13 protein-coding genes are annotated in these 14,603 nt (G+C 71.8%); 9 read left to right on the top strand and 4 right to left on the bottom strand.

Going from position 1 to position 14,603, the window contains the following annotated elements; genetic code table 11:
- Nucleotides 1–17 precede the first annotated feature (17 nt).
- Nucleotides 18–1,142, bottom strand: coding sequence for a ThiF family adenylyltransferase (locus ACOTKD_RS18400; RefSeq protein ID WP_424890049.1), 1,125 nt, complete (start codon nucleotides 1,140–1,142; stop codon nucleotides 18–20).
- 245 nt (nucleotides 1,143–1,387) lie between these two features.
- Here ACOTKD_RS18400 and ACOTKD_RS18405 point away from each other — a divergent pair, with 245 nt between their 5' ends.
- From ACOTKD_RS18405 to ACOTKD_RS18420, 4 genes are all read left to right on the top strand, one after another.
- Nucleotides 1,388–1,984 carry a M48 family metallopeptidase gene (locus ACOTKD_RS18405; protein ID WP_424890050.1) on the top strand — a complete coding sequence of 199 codons (597 nt, stop codon included), beginning with the start codon at nucleotides 1,388–1,390 and terminating at the stop codon, nucleotides 1,982–1,984.
- 140 nt (nucleotides 1,985–2,124) lie between these two features.
- Entirely contained in the window at nucleotides 2,125–3,882 is a 1,758-nt protein-coding gene (locus ACOTKD_RS18410) for a TerD family protein (RefSeq protein ID WP_424890051.1), read from the top strand.
- Nucleotides 3,883–3,899: 17 nt separating this feature from the next.
- Entirely contained in the window at nucleotides 3,900–4,583 is a 684-nt protein-coding gene (locus ACOTKD_RS18415; RefSeq protein ID WP_190023131.1) for an AIM24 family protein, read from the top strand.
- Between the two features lie 17 nt (nucleotides 4,584–4,600).
- Nucleotides 4,601–5,359, top strand: a complete 759-nt coding sequence (locus tag ACOTKD_RS18420) for an AIM24 family protein (RefSeq protein ID WP_424890052.1) — start codon at nucleotides 4,601–4,603, stop codon at nucleotides 5,357–5,359.
- Between the two features lie 74 nt (nucleotides 5,360–5,433).
- Here the strand turns inward: ACOTKD_RS18420 and ACOTKD_RS18425 are convergent, their stop codons facing one another.
- Nucleotides 5,434–5,955, bottom strand: coding sequence for an NUDIX hydrolase (locus tag ACOTKD_RS18425; protein ID WP_424890053.1), 522 nt, complete (start codon nucleotides 5,953–5,955; stop codon nucleotides 5,434–5,436).
- Nucleotides 5,952–7,346, bottom strand: coding sequence for a zinc-dependent metalloprotease (locus ACOTKD_RS18430; protein ID WP_424890054.1), 1,395 nt, complete (start codon nucleotides 7,344–7,346; stop codon nucleotides 5,952–5,954). The genes ACOTKD_RS18425 and ACOTKD_RS18430 overlap by 4 nt, the downstream gene beginning before the upstream one ends.
- A 192-nt stretch (nucleotides 7,347–7,538) precedes the next feature.
- Here ACOTKD_RS18430 and ACOTKD_RS18435 point away from each other — a divergent pair, with 192 nt between their 5' ends.
- The 4 genes from ACOTKD_RS18435 (at nucleotide 7,539) to ACOTKD_RS18450 (ending at nucleotide 10,866) form a co-directional block, all read left to right on the top strand.
- Complete coding sequence (locus tag ACOTKD_RS18435) at nucleotides 7,539–8,666, top strand: SDR family oxidoreductase (protein ID WP_030366222.1); 1,128 nt, start codon at nucleotides 7,539–7,541, stop codon at nucleotides 8,664–8,666.
- Between the two features lie 135 nt (nucleotides 8,667–8,801).
- Nucleotides 8,802–9,260: a molybdenum cofactor biosynthesis protein MoaE gene (locus ACOTKD_RS18440; protein WP_424890055.1), complete on the top strand. Its 459-nt coding sequence runs from the start codon at nucleotides 8,802–8,804 to the stop codon at nucleotides 9,258–9,260.
- 221 nt (nucleotides 9,261–9,481) lie between these two features.
- A complete protein-coding gene (locus ACOTKD_RS18445) occupies nucleotides 9,482–9,652 on the top strand; it encodes a hypothetical protein (RefSeq protein WP_169748815.1) in 171 nt (56 codons plus the stop codon).
- A 125-nt stretch (nucleotides 9,653–9,777) separates the two neighbouring features.
- Nucleotides 9,778–10,866, top strand: a complete 1,089-nt coding sequence (locus tag ACOTKD_RS18450; RefSeq protein WP_424890056.1) for a YlbL family protein — start codon at nucleotides 9,778–9,780, stop codon at nucleotides 10,864–10,866.
- 100 nt (nucleotides 10,867–10,966) lie between these two features.
- On the opposite strand, the gene ACOTKD_RS18455 is transcribed toward ACOTKD_RS18450, so the two are convergent.
- Entirely contained in the window at nucleotides 10,967–11,566 is a 600-nt protein-coding gene (locus ACOTKD_RS18455) for a PPA1309 family protein (RefSeq protein ID WP_424890057.1), read from the bottom strand.
- Between the two features lie 144 nt (nucleotides 11,567–11,710).
- Here ACOTKD_RS18455 and ACOTKD_RS18460 point away from each other — a divergent pair, with 144 nt between their 5' ends.
- Nucleotides 11,711–14,593, top strand: coding sequence for a UPF0182 family protein (locus tag ACOTKD_RS18460; protein WP_424890183.1), 2,883 nt, complete (start codon nucleotides 11,711–11,713; stop codon nucleotides 14,591–14,593).
- Nucleotides 14,594–14,603: the final 10 nt, after the last annotated feature.

The raw sequence follows: 14,603 nt of genomic DNA on the forward strand, positions 1-14,603 counted from the left end.
CACGCCGCGGACGGCGGTTACCTGCTCATTGTCCCGTGCGGTGACCCCGTGGCCGCGGCACACCCGGGTTCCGGGGAGCGCGCCGCGCCGCAGGGGCACCGCGGATGCGGCTCGACGGGCCGCGGGGACCAGGCGGGACCCGGCAGCGCCAGCTCCAGCCGCACCCCCGCGCTCGCCGGGGACCCACCGTCGAGGAAGGCCAGCGCCCGCGCCACGGTCAGCCCCGCCACAACCGTGGCCAGTGCCATGTCGCACGACGGTACCCCCGAGCCCCGGCCGGACCGCCACTGGGCGAGCATCCGCGGCCAGGCCGGGTCGCGGCCGGCCCGCCCCAGCTCGATGCAGCCGGCACAGGCCGTCGCGCCGGGCAGTACCAACGGCCCCACCAGACCGGTGGCTTCCAGCACGCCCGCGTACATGTGCGCGGTGCCGGACAGGACGAGCTCCTGCGCGGCGCCGGGATCGGGTGCGTACGCGGCAAGCCCGTCCCTCGGGGCGAACACCACCAGTGCCAGCGGCGGCTCCGGCTCACCGCCCCGCCGGGACCGCCGCCGCGGCTCGGGCGCCGCCTCCCGCACGACTCGCCGCGCCGCGGTCTCCCGCCGCTCCCCGGTCCGTGGGGCACCCAGCCCGCCCGGCCCCGTGTCCCACGGCTCCACACAGCCGCCGTCCATCACATCGACCTGCCCCACGCCCGAGGCCGACAGCAGTGCCGCCACGGCCGCACCCACCCGGCCGGCGCCCCGCACCTGCACCCGCATCGCCTGCCGCGCGCCCATCAGCCGCATCGCCTCGCCCGGCCCCGGGTGCAGCACGGACAGCGAGGCCAGGTCGGGCCGCAGCCGCTCCAGTGCGGCCCCCGTCTCCCGCAGGGCCGCCGCCCCCTCGCCGCCCCCGAGCGGGTCGTCGAGCAGTCCGGCCGAGGACAGCCGCTCCACCAGGGCGTCCGCCCGCCCCTCCGGCAGGCCCACGGCTCTCGCCTCCTCCCGCAGGAGCGGCATCCCGCGCGTGCCGTCGAGCAGGCCCAGGAAGCTGCCCGTCGCCGTGTCCACCGGCCCCACCGTGACCGCGTGCGCCGGGGCCACCCCGAACTGAACGGTGTCCCGATTGCGCCAACTGCGGCGCAGTGCTGGCTTGAGCATGGGATGGGCGGATTGCGTTGAGTGCACTGATTGGGCTGACTGAGCTGATCGGGCGCGCTCTGCGGTCTTCTGCATGGTTCCCCCCTCGACGTGGACCTCAGCATGGACCTTCCGTGCCGTCCGCGTGAGCAGTTGTCCACAGGCACGGTGTGATCGTCGTACGAACGCTGTTTCCGCGGGGTCTTTGCCTCCGACAAGGAGCGATGGGCGGGACTTCACGCGCCGGCAGCCGGTAACGTCGGGGCGTGCCCGTCGACCCTCTGCACAGTGCCGCACGACCACCGCGCAGCGCTCCCGGCCCGCTCACCGGCGGCGCCGAGCCCGGTGCGGTCGAGGTCCGACGGAGCGCGCGCCGCCGCAGAACGGTCTCCGCGTACCGGGAGGGCGACCGCACCGTGGTCCTCATCCCCGCGCGCATGTCGGAGGCCGAGGAACAGCGCTGGGTCACGACGATGCTCGACAAGCTCGCCGCCCAGGAGAGCAAGCGCATGCTCGGCGACACCGAGCTCGCCGAGCGTGCCGCCCGCCTGTCCGCGCAGTACCTCGGCGGCAGGGCCCGCCCCGCGACCGTCCGCTGGGTCACCAACCAGAACACCCGCTGGGGCTCGTGCACCCCCGCCGAGGGCAGCATCCGCCTCTCGCACCGGCTGCAGGGCATGCCCGAATACGTCCTCGACTACGTCCTCCTGCACGAGCTGGCCCACCTGCTCGTCCCCGGCCACGGCCCCGGCTTCTGGCGGCTCCTCGACGCCTACCCGCGCACCGAGCGCGCCCGCGGCTACCTCGAGGGCGTGGTGGCCGCCGACCGGCTGCCCCACCTCCCCGCAGCGCGCAGCGAATGAACCGGACCCGGCGCCGCCGCGTCCCCTAAGGGGACGCGACCGGTCCTGAGTCGGATGATCCAGCCCTCAGCCGTTAGCCTGACGCAACGCATTCATCACACGTTTTCATCGCACGTTCGGATGGGGGACGGTCGTAACGCATGGCCAGGGAATTCCAGCGCGGCCACAAGGCCAAGATCAGTGACCTGACGGCGGGGACCGATCTGTACGTGGGAGTGCAGATCGCGGGTCCCGGCCTGACCTTCGACATCAGCTGTTTCGGCCTCGACGCCGCGGAGCGGCTCTCGGACGACCGGTACTTCGTCTTCTTCAACCAGCCCAAGTCGCCCGAGGGCGCCATCCAGCAGCTCGGCGCGCAGGCCGGTGACACGGACTCCTTCCGCGTCACCCTCGACCAGATCCCTCCGCACATCCAGCGCCTCAGCTTCACGGCCACCCTCGACGGCGCCGGCCAGATGTCGCAGATCGGCCCCGGCTACCTGCGCATCGTCGCGGGCGGCCAGGAAGTCGCGCGCTACTCCTTCACCGGGACCGAATTCAGCACCGAACGCGCGGTGATGCTCGGCGACGTCTACCTCAAGGACGTCTGGCGGTTCGCGGCCGTCGGCCAGGGCTTCGACGGCGGTCTGGAAGCGCTGCTCAGAAACTTCGGCGGCGAGGTGCTGGAGGAGGAGGAACCCGGAAGCCAGGCGGCCCAGACGCCCCAGGCGGCGCCCGCCCAGGCACCGGCCGCGGCGCCCGCGTTCGCCCCTCCGCAGCAGACGACCCCGCCCCCGGCCTTCGCCGCGCCCGCGGCACCGGCCCCCGCGCCCGTACCGCACCCGGCGCCCGCGCCCGCCCACCAGGCCCACACGCCGCCGCCCCACCAGGGCTTCCCGCCCCCGCCCGGCAGCACCCCGCCCCCGGCACCGCCCGCCGGGCAGATGCACGCCGCGCCGACCCTGGCCGCGGGGATCGCCCCTCCGGGCTTCTTCAACGACCCGGGCGCCTCGTCCGGAGGCCACCTCCCGCCGCCGCCCGGCCCGCCCGGCGTCCCCGGCCAGCCGGCCCCTTACGGCCAGCAGCCCGCCCCCTACGGCCAGCCCGGTCAGCAGCAGCCCTACGGCCAGCAGCCCCAGGCACCGCACCAGCAGCACGCGCCCTACCCGGGTCAGCCCCACCCCGGGGCCCCGCAGCACGGCCAGCCCTACCCGGGCCAGCCCGCCCCGTACGGCCAGCAGGCCGGCGCCGCCGGTGCGGCAGGCGTCCAGGCGGCCCTGCAGAAGTACCGCGAAGTGCCCACCGGACAGCGCTGGACCCTGCAGAACCCCAGGCTCATCCGCGCCGACCTCGGCGTCGACGGCCAGCCCGTGCTCGCCCGCCAGGGCAGCATGGTGCTCTACCAGGGCAAGGTCGAGTTCGGCTACAAGGGCGCCGGCTTCGCCGGCCGCATCGTGGGCAACGCCACCGGCCAGGAGCTGCAGCTGATGCGCTGCACCGGCCGCGGTCAGGTCTTCCTCGCCGAGAACGCCGCCCACGTGCACCCGATCGAGCTCCAGGGCGACGCCATCTGCGTCTCCGCGGAGTCGGTGCTCGCCTTCGACGAGACGCTGCAGCACGAGGTCCGCCGGATCGAGGGCCACGGCATCCCCGGCGGCGCCCTGTTCACCATGCAGTTCCAGGGCCACGGCACCGTCGTCGTCAAGACCCACGGCACGCCCGTCGTCCTGCCGGTCACCCCCTCGACCTACGTGGACAGCAACGCCATCGTCGCCTGGTCCGCCGGCGCCCAGGTGATCATCTCCAGCCAGGTGAGGCTGCGCCGCAGCTCCTTCCCGGGCCACAGCGGAGAAGCCGTGAACCTCCAATTCCGGGGTGCTCCCGGCAATTTCGTCGTCGTCCAGCCCTACGAGGTCTGAGGGAGCCCGCGAAGACCATGAACCAGACACCGATCCAGGGCTATGCCCCGACCCCCGTCACCGCCCGCATGGAGAACCACGGCAGCAGCATGCTGAAGGTCGCCATGCAGACCGGTCAGGACCTCTTCGCCCGCACCGGCTCGATGGTCGCCTACGAGGGATTCGTCCAGTACGACCCGAACCCGCCCGCGGTCCGGCAGATGGCCTCCCAGTGGCTCACCGGTGAGGGCATGCCCCTCATGCGCTGCCACGGCGACGGCCTGCTCTACCTCGCCGACTACGGCGCCGACGTCGTCTGCCTCCAGCTCAACGGCGACTCCCTGTCCGTCAACGGCACCAACGTCCTCGCCTTCGACGCCCACCTCCAGTGGGGCGTCGAGCGCGTCAAGGGCATGGCCAAGTTCGCCGGACAGGGCCTGTTCAACGTCGGCATCAGCGGCACCGGCTGGGTCGCCCTCACCTCCCGCGGCACCCCGATCGTCGTGGACTGCGGGCGCGGCGACGACGAGACCTACGTCGACCCCGACGCGCTCGTCGCCTGGTCCAGCAACCTCAGGATGAAGGGCAAGCGCAGCTTCAAGGCCTCCTCCCTGATCGGCCGGGGCAGCGGAGAGGCCTATCAACTGGGCTTCTCCGGCGAGGGCTTCGTCGTCGTACAGCCCAGCGAGGACAGCACCGACCGGCTCCGGGCGCGGGGCTGAGGGGGAACGAGGACACCATGCAGAGCCCGCTTTTCGGCTTCACCGAGGCCCAGACGCAGGACCGCTACGCCCTGCAGAACCCGCAGATGCTGCGCGTCTCCCTCACCGGCCACGACGACGTCCTCGCCCGCAAGGGCTCGATGGTCGCCTACCAGGGCCTGATCGAGTTCGACGGCGAGTACCAGACCCGCGGCCAGCAGCACTCCCGCGCCCACACGGGCGAGGGCCTGGACCTGATGCGCTGCTCGGGCCAGGGCACCGTCTACTTCGCCAACCTGGCCCAGCACGTCCACGTCGTCGACGTCGACCGCGACGGCCTGACCGTGGACGGCGCCTACGTCCTCGCGCTGGACTCCACGCTGCACTGGGAGACCATCGCCGTCGACAGCCAGTACGGGATCTCCGGCACCGGCGCGTACCAGCTCAACATCAGCGGTCAGGGCAAGGTGGCCCTGATGACCTCCGGGCAGCCCCTCATGCTGCAGGTCACCCCCGACCGGTACGTCAGTGCCGACGCGGACGCCGTGATCGCCTGGTCGACGTCCCTGCGCGTGCAGATGCAGGCCCAGACGTCGTCCTCCGGCGTGTGGCGGCGCCGCGGCAGCACGGGGGAGGGCTGGGAGCTGAACTTCGCCGGCAACGGCTACGCCCTCGTCCAGCCCAGCGAGCTGCTGCCGCCCCAGGGCGCCGAGATCGGCCAGGGGCTCATGGCCCAGTACGGCCTCGGCCAGCAGGGCGCGCACGGGCAGAACCAGGGCAACATCTGGTCGAACTGAGCACCGGCGGTACGCCGCAGGGGCACAGGTAAGGGGCGGTCACCACGGGTGACCGCCCCTTACGCGTCAAGCTCCTACAGCCGCTCCAGCGTCCTGTTCATGAGCTGCACCACCGAGTCGTCGGCGACGTCGCCGACCTCGGCGTACGGGAACCAGCGCAGGTCCAGCGACTCGTCGCTGATGGCCGCCGTCGCGCCCGCCGGCACCAGCGCCGCGTACTGCACGTCCAGGTGCCAGTTGCAGGGCGCCGGGATCGGGTGCCGGTCCAGCCGCACGGGGCCGCCCGGCAGCAGCGTCAGGCCGGCGATCCCGGACTCCTCCGTGGCCTCCCGCAGCGCGGCGGCCTCGACCGTCGCGTCACCGGGCTCGCAGTGGCCGCCCATCTGCAGCCACATCCGCAGCTTGCGGTGGAGCGTGAGCAGCACCTGCCCGCGCGAGGGGTCGATCACCAGGGCGCTCGCCGTGACGTGCCCGGCCTCGCACGGCTTCCACATGCCGTCCGGGTGGGCCGCCAGGTGGTCCAGATAGAGCCCGCGCAGCTCCTCCTGGTCCGCGTACTCCTTCAGCACGCGGACCGCGTCGTCGTGAAGGCTCACTTCTTGTCGTCGTCCTCGCCCTCGGGCTTGCCCTTCTCGCCCTTGGCCGCCTCGCCGAGCATCTTGTCGATCTCGGAGAAGTCCAGGTGCTCGCGGTGGACGAAGCCGTCCGGGTCGTCCAGGTCGGCCGCCGTCGGGAGCATGTCCGGGTGCTCCCAGAGGGCGTCACGGCCCTCCGGGCCGCGCGCGTCCGCCAGCGAGGCCCACAGCCGGGAGGCGTCCCGCAGCCGGCGCGGCCGCAGCTCCAGGCCGATCAGCGTCGCGAAGGTCTGCTCCGCCGGGCCGCCGGAGGCGCGGCGCCTGCGCAGCGTCTCGCGCAGGGCGCCGGCCGACGGCAGGTGCGGGGCGGCGGCCGCGTGCACGACGGCGTCCACCCAGCCCTCGACGAGTGCCAGGGCGGTCTCCAGCCGGGCCAGGGCCGCCTTCTGCTCCGGGGAGTCCTCCGGCTGGAACATGCCCTGCTGGAGGGCTTCCTGCAGCTGCTCGGGGTGGGTCGGGTCGAGCTGGCCGACCACGTCCTCCAGCTTGGCCGTGTCGACCTTGATGCCGCGGGCGTAGCCCTCGACGGCGCCGAAGAGGTGCGAGCGCAGCCACGGCACGTGCGCGAAGAGCCGCTGGTGGGCCGCCTCGCGCAGGGCCAGGTACAGCCGGACCTCGTCCAGCGGGACGCCCAGGCCCTCGCCCAGCGCCGCGATGTTCACCGGAAGCAGCGCGGCCTTGCCCGCGGGGCCCAGCGGCAGGCCGATGTCGGTGGAACCGACGACCTCGCCCGCCAGCACGCCCACGGCCTGGCCGATCTGCGTGCCGAACATGGCGCCGCCCATGGAGCGCATCATGCCGAGCAGCGGCCCCGCCATGGCCTGCATCTCCTCGGGCAGCACGCCGCCCATCGCCGCGCCCACGCGCTCGGCGACCGGGTCCACGAGCTCCTTCCACACCGGGAGGGTCGCCTCGACCCACTCGGCGCGGCTCCAGGCCACCGCCGTGCCCGAGCCCTGCGGCAGGGACGTCACGCCGTCCAGCCACAGGTCGGCCAGGCGCACGGCCTCCTCGACCGCGGCCCGCTCGCCGGAGGTGACGCTCGCGTCCTTGGTGCCGTCGGCGGTGCCCTGCGCGACGGTCTTGCGGGCGATGTCCTTGGCCATGTCCCAGTTCACCGGGCCGCCCTCGTAGGAGAGCATCTGCCCGAGCTGCTGGAAGGCCGCCCCGAGATCACCGGGGTTCATCGACCCGAACATCGCGGCGAAGGGGTTGTCCCCGGCGCCCGGCCCGCCGAACCCGAACGGATTCGCAGGCCCCTGGCCGCCCTGGCCCTCGCCCTTCTTCTTGCCGTCGCCGCCGTTCTCGGGCTCCTCCGGCGGAAGACTGAATCCGAATGGGGTGTCACTCACGGGTTTCCTCGGCTCGTAGGGCCGCCGGCACCTGGACCGGCGGCGAATGCCCGACATCACCACCAGCCTAGACACCTCACCGGTATCCGGGCTTGGTGCTTCGCCGACCCGGGGCCTGCGGCAGGATGGACGTCACCTGGTCCGTACGCGTCATCTCTCGTACGTACTGAAGACAACCGCTGGAGACGCCCGGTGAGTTCCCCCGACCCAGAAGTTCGCGCAGCGCGAAACGGTTCCGCGCGAGACAGTACGAGCCCGCACGGCGGCCGACGGCCCGTCGTCGCGGTCACCGGTGCCGCGCGCGGCGTCGGCGCCCTGCTCACGCAGCGGCTCGCCGTGTCCGAGCACATCAAGCAGGTCGTGGCGATCGACGAGCGCCGCGGCGACGTGACCGAGGCGCAGTGGCACGTGCTCGACGTCCGCGACCCGGCGATCGCCGAGAAGCTGCGCGGCGCCGACGTCGTGGTGCACCTCGCGCTGGACCTCGACCTGGAGACCGACCCCGCCGCCCGCACCGCCTACAACGTGCGCGGCACCCAGACCGTCCTGACCGCCGCCGCGGCCGCCGGGGTGCACCGCGTCGTGCTGTGCACCTCCGCGATGGTCTACGGGGCCCTGCCCGACAACGACGTGCCGCTCGCCGAGGACGCCGAGCTGCGCGCCACCGCCGAGGCCACCGGCGTCGGCGACCTGCTGGAGATCGAGCGGCTCGCCCGCCGGGCGCCGCGCGCCCATCCCGGCCTGAACGTCACCGTCCTGCGTCCCGCGGTCCTCGTCGGCGGCACCGACACCGCCCTGACCCGCTACTTCGAGTCGCCCCGCCTCCTCGTCGTCGCCGGGTCGCGGCCGACCTGGCAGTTCTGCCACGTGGAGGACCTGGTCAGCGCCCTGGAGTTCGCCGCGCTGGAGAAGGCCGAGGGCGAGCTCGCGGTCGGCTGCGACGGCTGGCTGGAGCAGGAGGAGGTCGAGGAGCTCTCCGGCATCCGCCGCATGGAGCTGCCCTCCGCCGTCGCCCTCGGGGCGGCCTCCCGGCTGCACCGCCTCGGCCTGACGCCGTCGCCCGCCGGCGACCTCGAGTACACGATGCACCCGTGGGTGGTCAGCGGGAGCCGGCTGCACGAGGCCGGCTGGCGGCCGCGCTGGACGAACGAGGAGGTCCTCGCCGAGCTGCTGGAGGAGGTCTCCGGCCGGCACACGGTGGCGGGGCGCCGCCTCGGCCGCAAGGACGCCACCGCCGCGGGCGCCGCGGGGGCGACCGTGGCACTGCTGGGCACCGCCGCGCTCGTCCGCCGGGCCCGCAAGGCGCGCCGCCGGCTCTAGGAGCCTCCGGGCCCTCCAGGGGCTCGGGGCCCGCACCGGCCCGCGCAGGGCCCGTAGGACCGTCCAGGAGCCGTCTCGTACGGCTGTTTGAAAGGCCGGTCCTCGCCCGCGCCCTCCGTACGGCACGATGGGGCCATGGCCCGTACGTACGATCACCCCGGCGAGCTCGCCGCGGCGGACCCGGTCCGCCTGCTGGCGGTGCGCGACTCCCCCCTGTCCGTGGACGAGGTCTTCTCGGCCGTCGGCGACCACGCCGCGGGAGGCACCGCGCTCTTCGTGGGCACGGTGCGCGACCACGACGGGGGCGCGGGCGTCCGCGGCCTCGGCTACTCCGCGCACCCCACCGCGGAGGCGGAGCTGCGCCGCGTCGCGGAGAAGGTCGCGGCGGACTTCCCGGTGCGGGCGCTGGCGGCGGTGCACCGCGTGGGCGACCTGGAGATCGGCGACCTGGCCGTCGTGGTGGCCGTCTCGTGCCCGCACCGCGCGGAGGCGTTCGAGGCCTGCCGCAGGCTCATCGACGACCTCAAGCGAGAGGTCCCGATCTGGAAGCACCAGGTGTTCCAGGACGGCACGGAAGAGTGGGTGGGCGCTTAGGGCTGGGGGCACCTCCCAGCGGTAGCTGGGGGCGGGTGGGTGCTTAGGAGTGGGGGCACCTCCCGGCGGTAGCCGGGGGAGGGCGGGCGCGTAGGCCCGACCGTCCTGAAGGATCACTTCCGGTTGCGTAACCGGCCCCCTGACGTGAGCGTTGAGTGTGCGAAAGACTAATCTGCTCATCGGTCTTTTCAGTGGCGGTGTCCGGGGGTCGGGAGGTCGGTATGTCGGCACTCGTGTGGTTGCTGATTCCGGTTGCCGCGGCCGTCGTTGCTCTGTTGTGGGGCACCTGGGCCGCCCGTAACCGCAAGGCCGGGGACATCTCCGAGCTCGCCGGCTACGCACGGTTCCGCGAGGCGATGGAGCGCTCGGATTCCGGTACCGGAGTCTCCTGACGCGCCCCCCGGCTCGCGCCGGAGCGCGGGTCCGGATGCGGGAGCCCCCGAGCGGCCTCTCTGCCCGCTCCCCGGACGGACCGCCCCGCGGGTGGACTGTCAGACCCGTCCCGTACTGTCGTTCCATGCCCCGCCGCACCGCGACGATGCTCGCCTCCCTCTTGATGCTGATCGCGCTCCTCTGCGCGGGCGTGCTGATCCCCGTGCCCTACGCGGAGATGTCGCCCGGGCCGACGGTCAACACGCTCGGTGAGCACGGCGGGGAGCCGGTCCTGCAGATCTCCGGCCACAAGACGTATCCGACGACCGGCAACCTCAACATGACGACGGTCCGCGTCACCGGCTCCCAGTACCGGATGAACCTGGTGGAGGCGGTCTACGGCTGGATCGCGCACGACAACCTGGTCGTCCCGCACTCCACGCTCTACCCGGACGACAAGACGCCCGACGAGCTCAACCAGGAGACGGCGGAGGAGTTCAGCCAGTCGCAGGAGAGCGCGAAGGTGGCGGCGCTCAAGCAGCTGGACATCCCGGTCGGCACGCGCACGGTGGTGGCGTCGGTCGTCAAGAACAGCCCGGCCGAGGGGCAGCTCCACGCCGGCGACGTGATCAAGTCCGTCGACGGCACGGAGATCAAGCAGCCCGGTGACGTCGCCAAGCTGGTCACCAAGCACCAGCCCGGCCAGAAGGTCGCCTTCCGGATCATTCCGGCCAAGGAGGCCGCGGCGGCCGAGAAGGAGAAGCGGCAGCCCGCCGGCGAGCAGGACGTCACCCTCACCACGGCCAAGGCGCCCGACGACAAGCGGGCCGTCGTCGGCATCCAGGCCGGGACGGACCACACCTTCCCGTTCACGATCAACATCAAGCTGGCGGACGTCGGCGGCCCGAGCGCCGGGCTGATGTTCGCCCTCGGGATAGTCGACAAGCTCACGCCCGGGGACCTCACCGGCGGCAAGTTCATCGCCGGCACCGGGACCATAGACGACAACGGCAAGGTCGGCCCGATCGGCGGCGTCGAGATGAAGACGGTGGGCGCGCGCAACAAGGGCGCCCAGTACTTCCTGACGCCGAAGGACAACTGCGCGGCCGCGGCGAAGGACAAGCCGGCGGGGCTCACCCTGGTCAAGGTCGACACCATCGGCGAAGCGGTCGGCGCCCTGGAGAAGATCCGCAAGGGCGATTCGGCGGGGCTGCCCCTCTGCTCGGCAGGCTGACACCCCGCCGTCGGGGCTCCGCCCCGGACCCCGGTCCTCGAACGCCGGGCGGGCTGATTCCTCAGCGCGCCCGGCGCTCAAGGCGTACGGTGCCGGCGGACTAGTCCTCGAACGTCGCCGCCAGCGCCTCCGCCAGGCCCGGCACCAGATCCGGGCCGGTGAGGACCTCGGTCGGCGAGTCCTTCTCGCGCAGCCGCACCGCGGTCTCCCGCGCGCCGTCCCGCAGCACGGCGACCGTCATCCGGACCTCCTGCCGCTCGGGGTGGGCGGCGACCCACTTGGCGAGCTGCTTCTCGCTCATGCCGTTGGGCACGGTGCCCTCGGCGGACGGCGGCAGCATCAGCCGCTCCACGGTCAGGGCGCAGCCCGTCACCGCGTCGGGCCACGCGATGGTGCCGAGGAACTTGTCCAGGGGGGTGCCCGCCGGGATCTCGTCCTGCTCGATCGGGGTCAGGGAGCCGGCCTGAGCGGTGTCGTCGAGCCCGAGCTGGTCGGCGAGGCCGGGCTCCTGGGCGCGCAGCTTGCCCGTGTCGACCAGGGCGAACAGCCGCGCGGGCTGGTCCCAGCCGAGGCCGGAGGCGTACTGGTCGATCTCGAGAACGGCGCGGGTCAGCGGGCTGGCCGCCATGGGGACGTCGCCGCCCGGGCCGCCGGGGCCGGACGGGAGGGAGGGGTCGGGGGTGCTGGAAGTGCTGGACATGAGCAATATCGTGCCCTGAGAGGGACCGAAAACGGGAACTGAGTAAAGCCTCGGTAAGTTGCCACCTTGGGCCCTAGTATCGCTGGGCCCTGATCGACAGCTCCACTCACAGCGAACTTCGAGGTGCGCACCTTGGCTTTCCAGATGCCGGACCGCGGCGGAGGCCCGACAGGGCCACGGATCAGAGTCGGCCGGCCGTCCCGGCGGATCCGGACCCTGCTCACGACGCTGGGCGTGCTGGCCGCACTGGCCATGCTCTTCGTGATGTTCGCGGGGTTCTGGACGGACTGGCTCTGGTACCGCTCGGTGGACTACTCCTCGGTCTTCACCACCACCCTCGGCACCAAGATCGGCTTGTTCGCGGTCTTCGGCCTGCTGATGGCGCTGGCGGTGGGGACCAACATCTGGCTGGCGCACCGGCTGCGGCCGCCGCTGGCCGCGATGTCGATGGAACAGCAGAGCCTCGACCGCTACCGGATGAGCATCGCGCCCTACAAGAAGTGGGCGCTGCTCGCGGTGACCGCGCTCGTGGGCCTGGTCGCGGGCGCCTCGGCGGCCGGCCAGTGGCGCACGTGGCTGCAGTGGGTCAACGGCGTCTCCTTCCACCAGAAGGACCCGCAGTTCCACAAGGACATCTCGTTCTACACCTTCGACCTGCCCTGGTACCGCTTCCTGCTGAGCTTCGGCTTCGCCGCCGCGGTGCTGTCGCTGATCGCCGCGGCCCTGGTGCACTACCTCTACGGCGGCCTGCGGCTGACCAGTCCGGGCCACCGGGCGACGGCCGCGGCCACGGGGCACCTGTCGGTGCTGCTGGGCATCTTCGTCGGTCTGAAGGCCATCGCGTACTGGCTGGACCGCTACGGCCTGGCGGTGAAGTCCAGCGGCCTGAAGTCCACCGACGGCTGGACGGGGCTGCGCTACGTCGACGCCAACGCGTATCTGCCGGCCAAGACGATCCTCTTCATCATCGCGCTGATCTGCGCGGTGCTGTTCTTCGCCACGCTGTGGCGGCGCACCTGGCAGCTGCCGGTGATCGGCTTCGGGCTGATGGTGCTGTCGGCCGTGCTGATCGGCGGGCTCTACCCGGCGATCGTGCAGAAGTTCCAGGTCCAGCCGAACGAGCAGGCCAAGGAAGCGCCGTACATCAAGAAGAACATCACGGCGACGCGTGAGGCGTACGGGATCGGTGACGCGGACGTCCAGAACTACAAGGGCAACAGCGACCTGACGGGCAAGGACCCCGAGAAGGTGCGTGCTGCGGTGAACTCCACGGCCAGCCTCCGCCTCCTCGACCCGAATCTCGTCTCGCCCGCCTTCCAGCAGGAGCAGCAGGTCAAGGGGTACTACCAGTTCCCCTCCACGCTGGACGTCGACCGCTACAAGGTGGACGGCAAGGAGCAGGACACGGTCATCGGCCTGCGCGAGCTCAACCTCAAGGGAATTCCCGAGCGCAACTGGATCAACGACCACTTCAAGTACACCCACGGCTACGGCGCCATCGCCGCCAAGGGCTCCACGACGGACAAGGCCGGTGCGCCGGACTTCACCGCCAAGAGCCTGCCGACCGAGGGCCTGTTCGGTCCATACGAGCAGCGCGTCTACTACGGCGAGAAGACGACGCAGTATTCGATCGTCGGCGGCCCGCAGGAGGAGTTGGACTACTCCTCGGACAAGGGCGAGCGAAGCTACTCGTACAAGGGCAAGAGCGGGGTCAGCCTCTCCAATCCCGTCAGCCGGGCCGCTTATGCGGTGGCCTTCGGCGAGCCGCAGATCCTCTACTCGGGCGCCATCGGCGAGGGTTCGCGGATCCTCTACAACCGCACGCCCAAGGAGCGCGTCGAGGCGGTCGCCCCCTGGCTGACCATCGACGGCGACGCCTATCCGGCGGTGATCGACGGCCGCATCCAGTGGATCGTGGACGCCTATACGACCACGAACGGCTATCCGTACGCCTCCCGTACGACGCTCGGCGACACCACGGCCGACTCGCTGACCACCGGGCAGCGTGCCGTGGTCGCGCAGCAGAACCAGGTCAACTACATCCGCAATTCCGTCAAGGCGACCGTGGACGCCTACGACGGCACGGTGAAGCTCTACCAGTGGGACACCAAGGACCCGGTCCTCAAGACCTGGATGAAGGCCTTCCCGGGCACCGTGAAGGCGAAGAGCACGATCAGCTCCGGCCTGATGGACCACCTGCGCTACCCGCAGGACCTCTTCAAGGTCCAGCGCGAACTGCTCTCCCGCTACCACGTCACCGACTCGGAGACGTTCTACACCGGCAGTGAGCGCTGGGAGGTGCCGGACGACCCGACCAACACCAAGGGCAACGCCGTCCCGCCGTACTACCTGAGCATGAAGATGCCCCGCCAGGAGAAGCAGACCTTCTCGCTGACGACGACCTTCACGCCCAAGAACCGGACGAATCTCGGCGCCTTCATGGCCGTGGACGCCGATGCCAAGAGCCCGGACTACGGGAAGATCCGGATCCTGAAACTCCCGTCCGAGACCTCGGTGTGGGGCCCCCGTCTGGCGCAGGGCAAATTCAACAGCCACACACCCGTCGCCGACCAGATCAACATCTGGAAGAAGGGCGATTCCGAGGTCGAGTACGGAAACCTGCTGACCGTGCCCCTGGACGGCGGGCTGCTGTACGTGGAACCGGTCTATCTGCGGGGTGCGGGTTCCAATTACCCGCTCCTGAAGAAGGTGCTGGTGAACTACGGCGAGAAGATCGCTTTCCGGGACACTCTCGACGAGGCCCTGGACGAGATCTTCGGGAGCAAGGGTGAGGTCACGAAGCCCCCGGGCGAGGGCACCCAGAAGCCGGCACCGCCCCAGGACCCCACCGTCAAGCAAGCCCTGAAGGACGCCCAGGACGCGTTCGCGGCGAGCCAGAAGGCCCTGGAGAACAAGAACTGGGCGGAGTACGGCAAGGCCCAGGACGCCCTGAAGGACGCCCTGGACCGGGCCGCCAAGGCCGAGGCCAAGGCCGCCGAGAAGAGTGGCGGCAAGCCGGGAAGTTGATCAAGCCCCA

Origin of the sequence: Streptomyces sp. XH2 (genome assembly GCF_049725035.1) — a bacterium.
Classification (GTDB): Bacteria; Actinomycetota; Actinomycetes; order Streptomycetales; family Streptomycetaceae; genus Streptomyces; species Streptomyces roseoverticillatus.

What these genes read in the sequence shown, in the direction of transcription:
- ACOTKD_RS18400 (WP_424890049.1), bottom strand. Translation starts at nt 1,142, where the DNA reads ATGCTCAAGCCAGCACTGCGCCGCAGTTGGCGCAATCGGGACACCGTT.
- ACOTKD_RS18410 (WP_424890051.1), top strand. Translation starts at nt 2,125, where the DNA reads ATGGCCAGGGAATTCCAGCGCGGCCACAAGGCCAAGATCAGTGACCTG.
- ACOTKD_RS18415 (WP_190023131.1), top strand. Translation starts at nt 3,900, where the DNA reads ATGAACCAGACACCGATCCAGGGCTATGCCCCGACCCCCGTCACCGCC.
- ACOTKD_RS18420 (WP_424890052.1), top strand. Translation starts at nt 4,601, where the DNA reads ATGCAGAGCCCGCTTTTCGGCTTCACCGAGGCCCAGACGCAGGACCGC.
- ACOTKD_RS18440 (WP_424890055.1), top strand. Translation starts at nt 8,802, where the DNA reads ATGGCCCGTACGTACGATCACCCCGGCGAGCTCGCCGCGGCGGACCCG.
- ACOTKD_RS18445 (WP_169748815.1), top strand. Translation starts at nt 9,482, where the DNA reads ATGTCGGCACTCGTGTGGTTGCTGATTCCGGTTGCCGCGGCCGTCGTT.
- ACOTKD_RS18450 (WP_424890056.1), top strand. Translation starts at nt 9,778, where the DNA reads ATGCCCCGCCGCACCGCGACGATGCTCGCCTCCCTCTTGATGCTGATC.
- ACOTKD_RS18455 (WP_424890057.1), bottom strand. Translation starts at nt 11,566, where the DNA reads ATGTCCAGCACTTCCAGCACCCCCGACCCCTCCCTCCCGTCCGGCCCC.
- ACOTKD_RS18460 (WP_424890183.1), top strand. Translation starts at nt 11,711, where the DNA reads ATGCCGGACCGCGGCGGAGGCCCGACAGGGCCACGGATCAGAGTCGGC.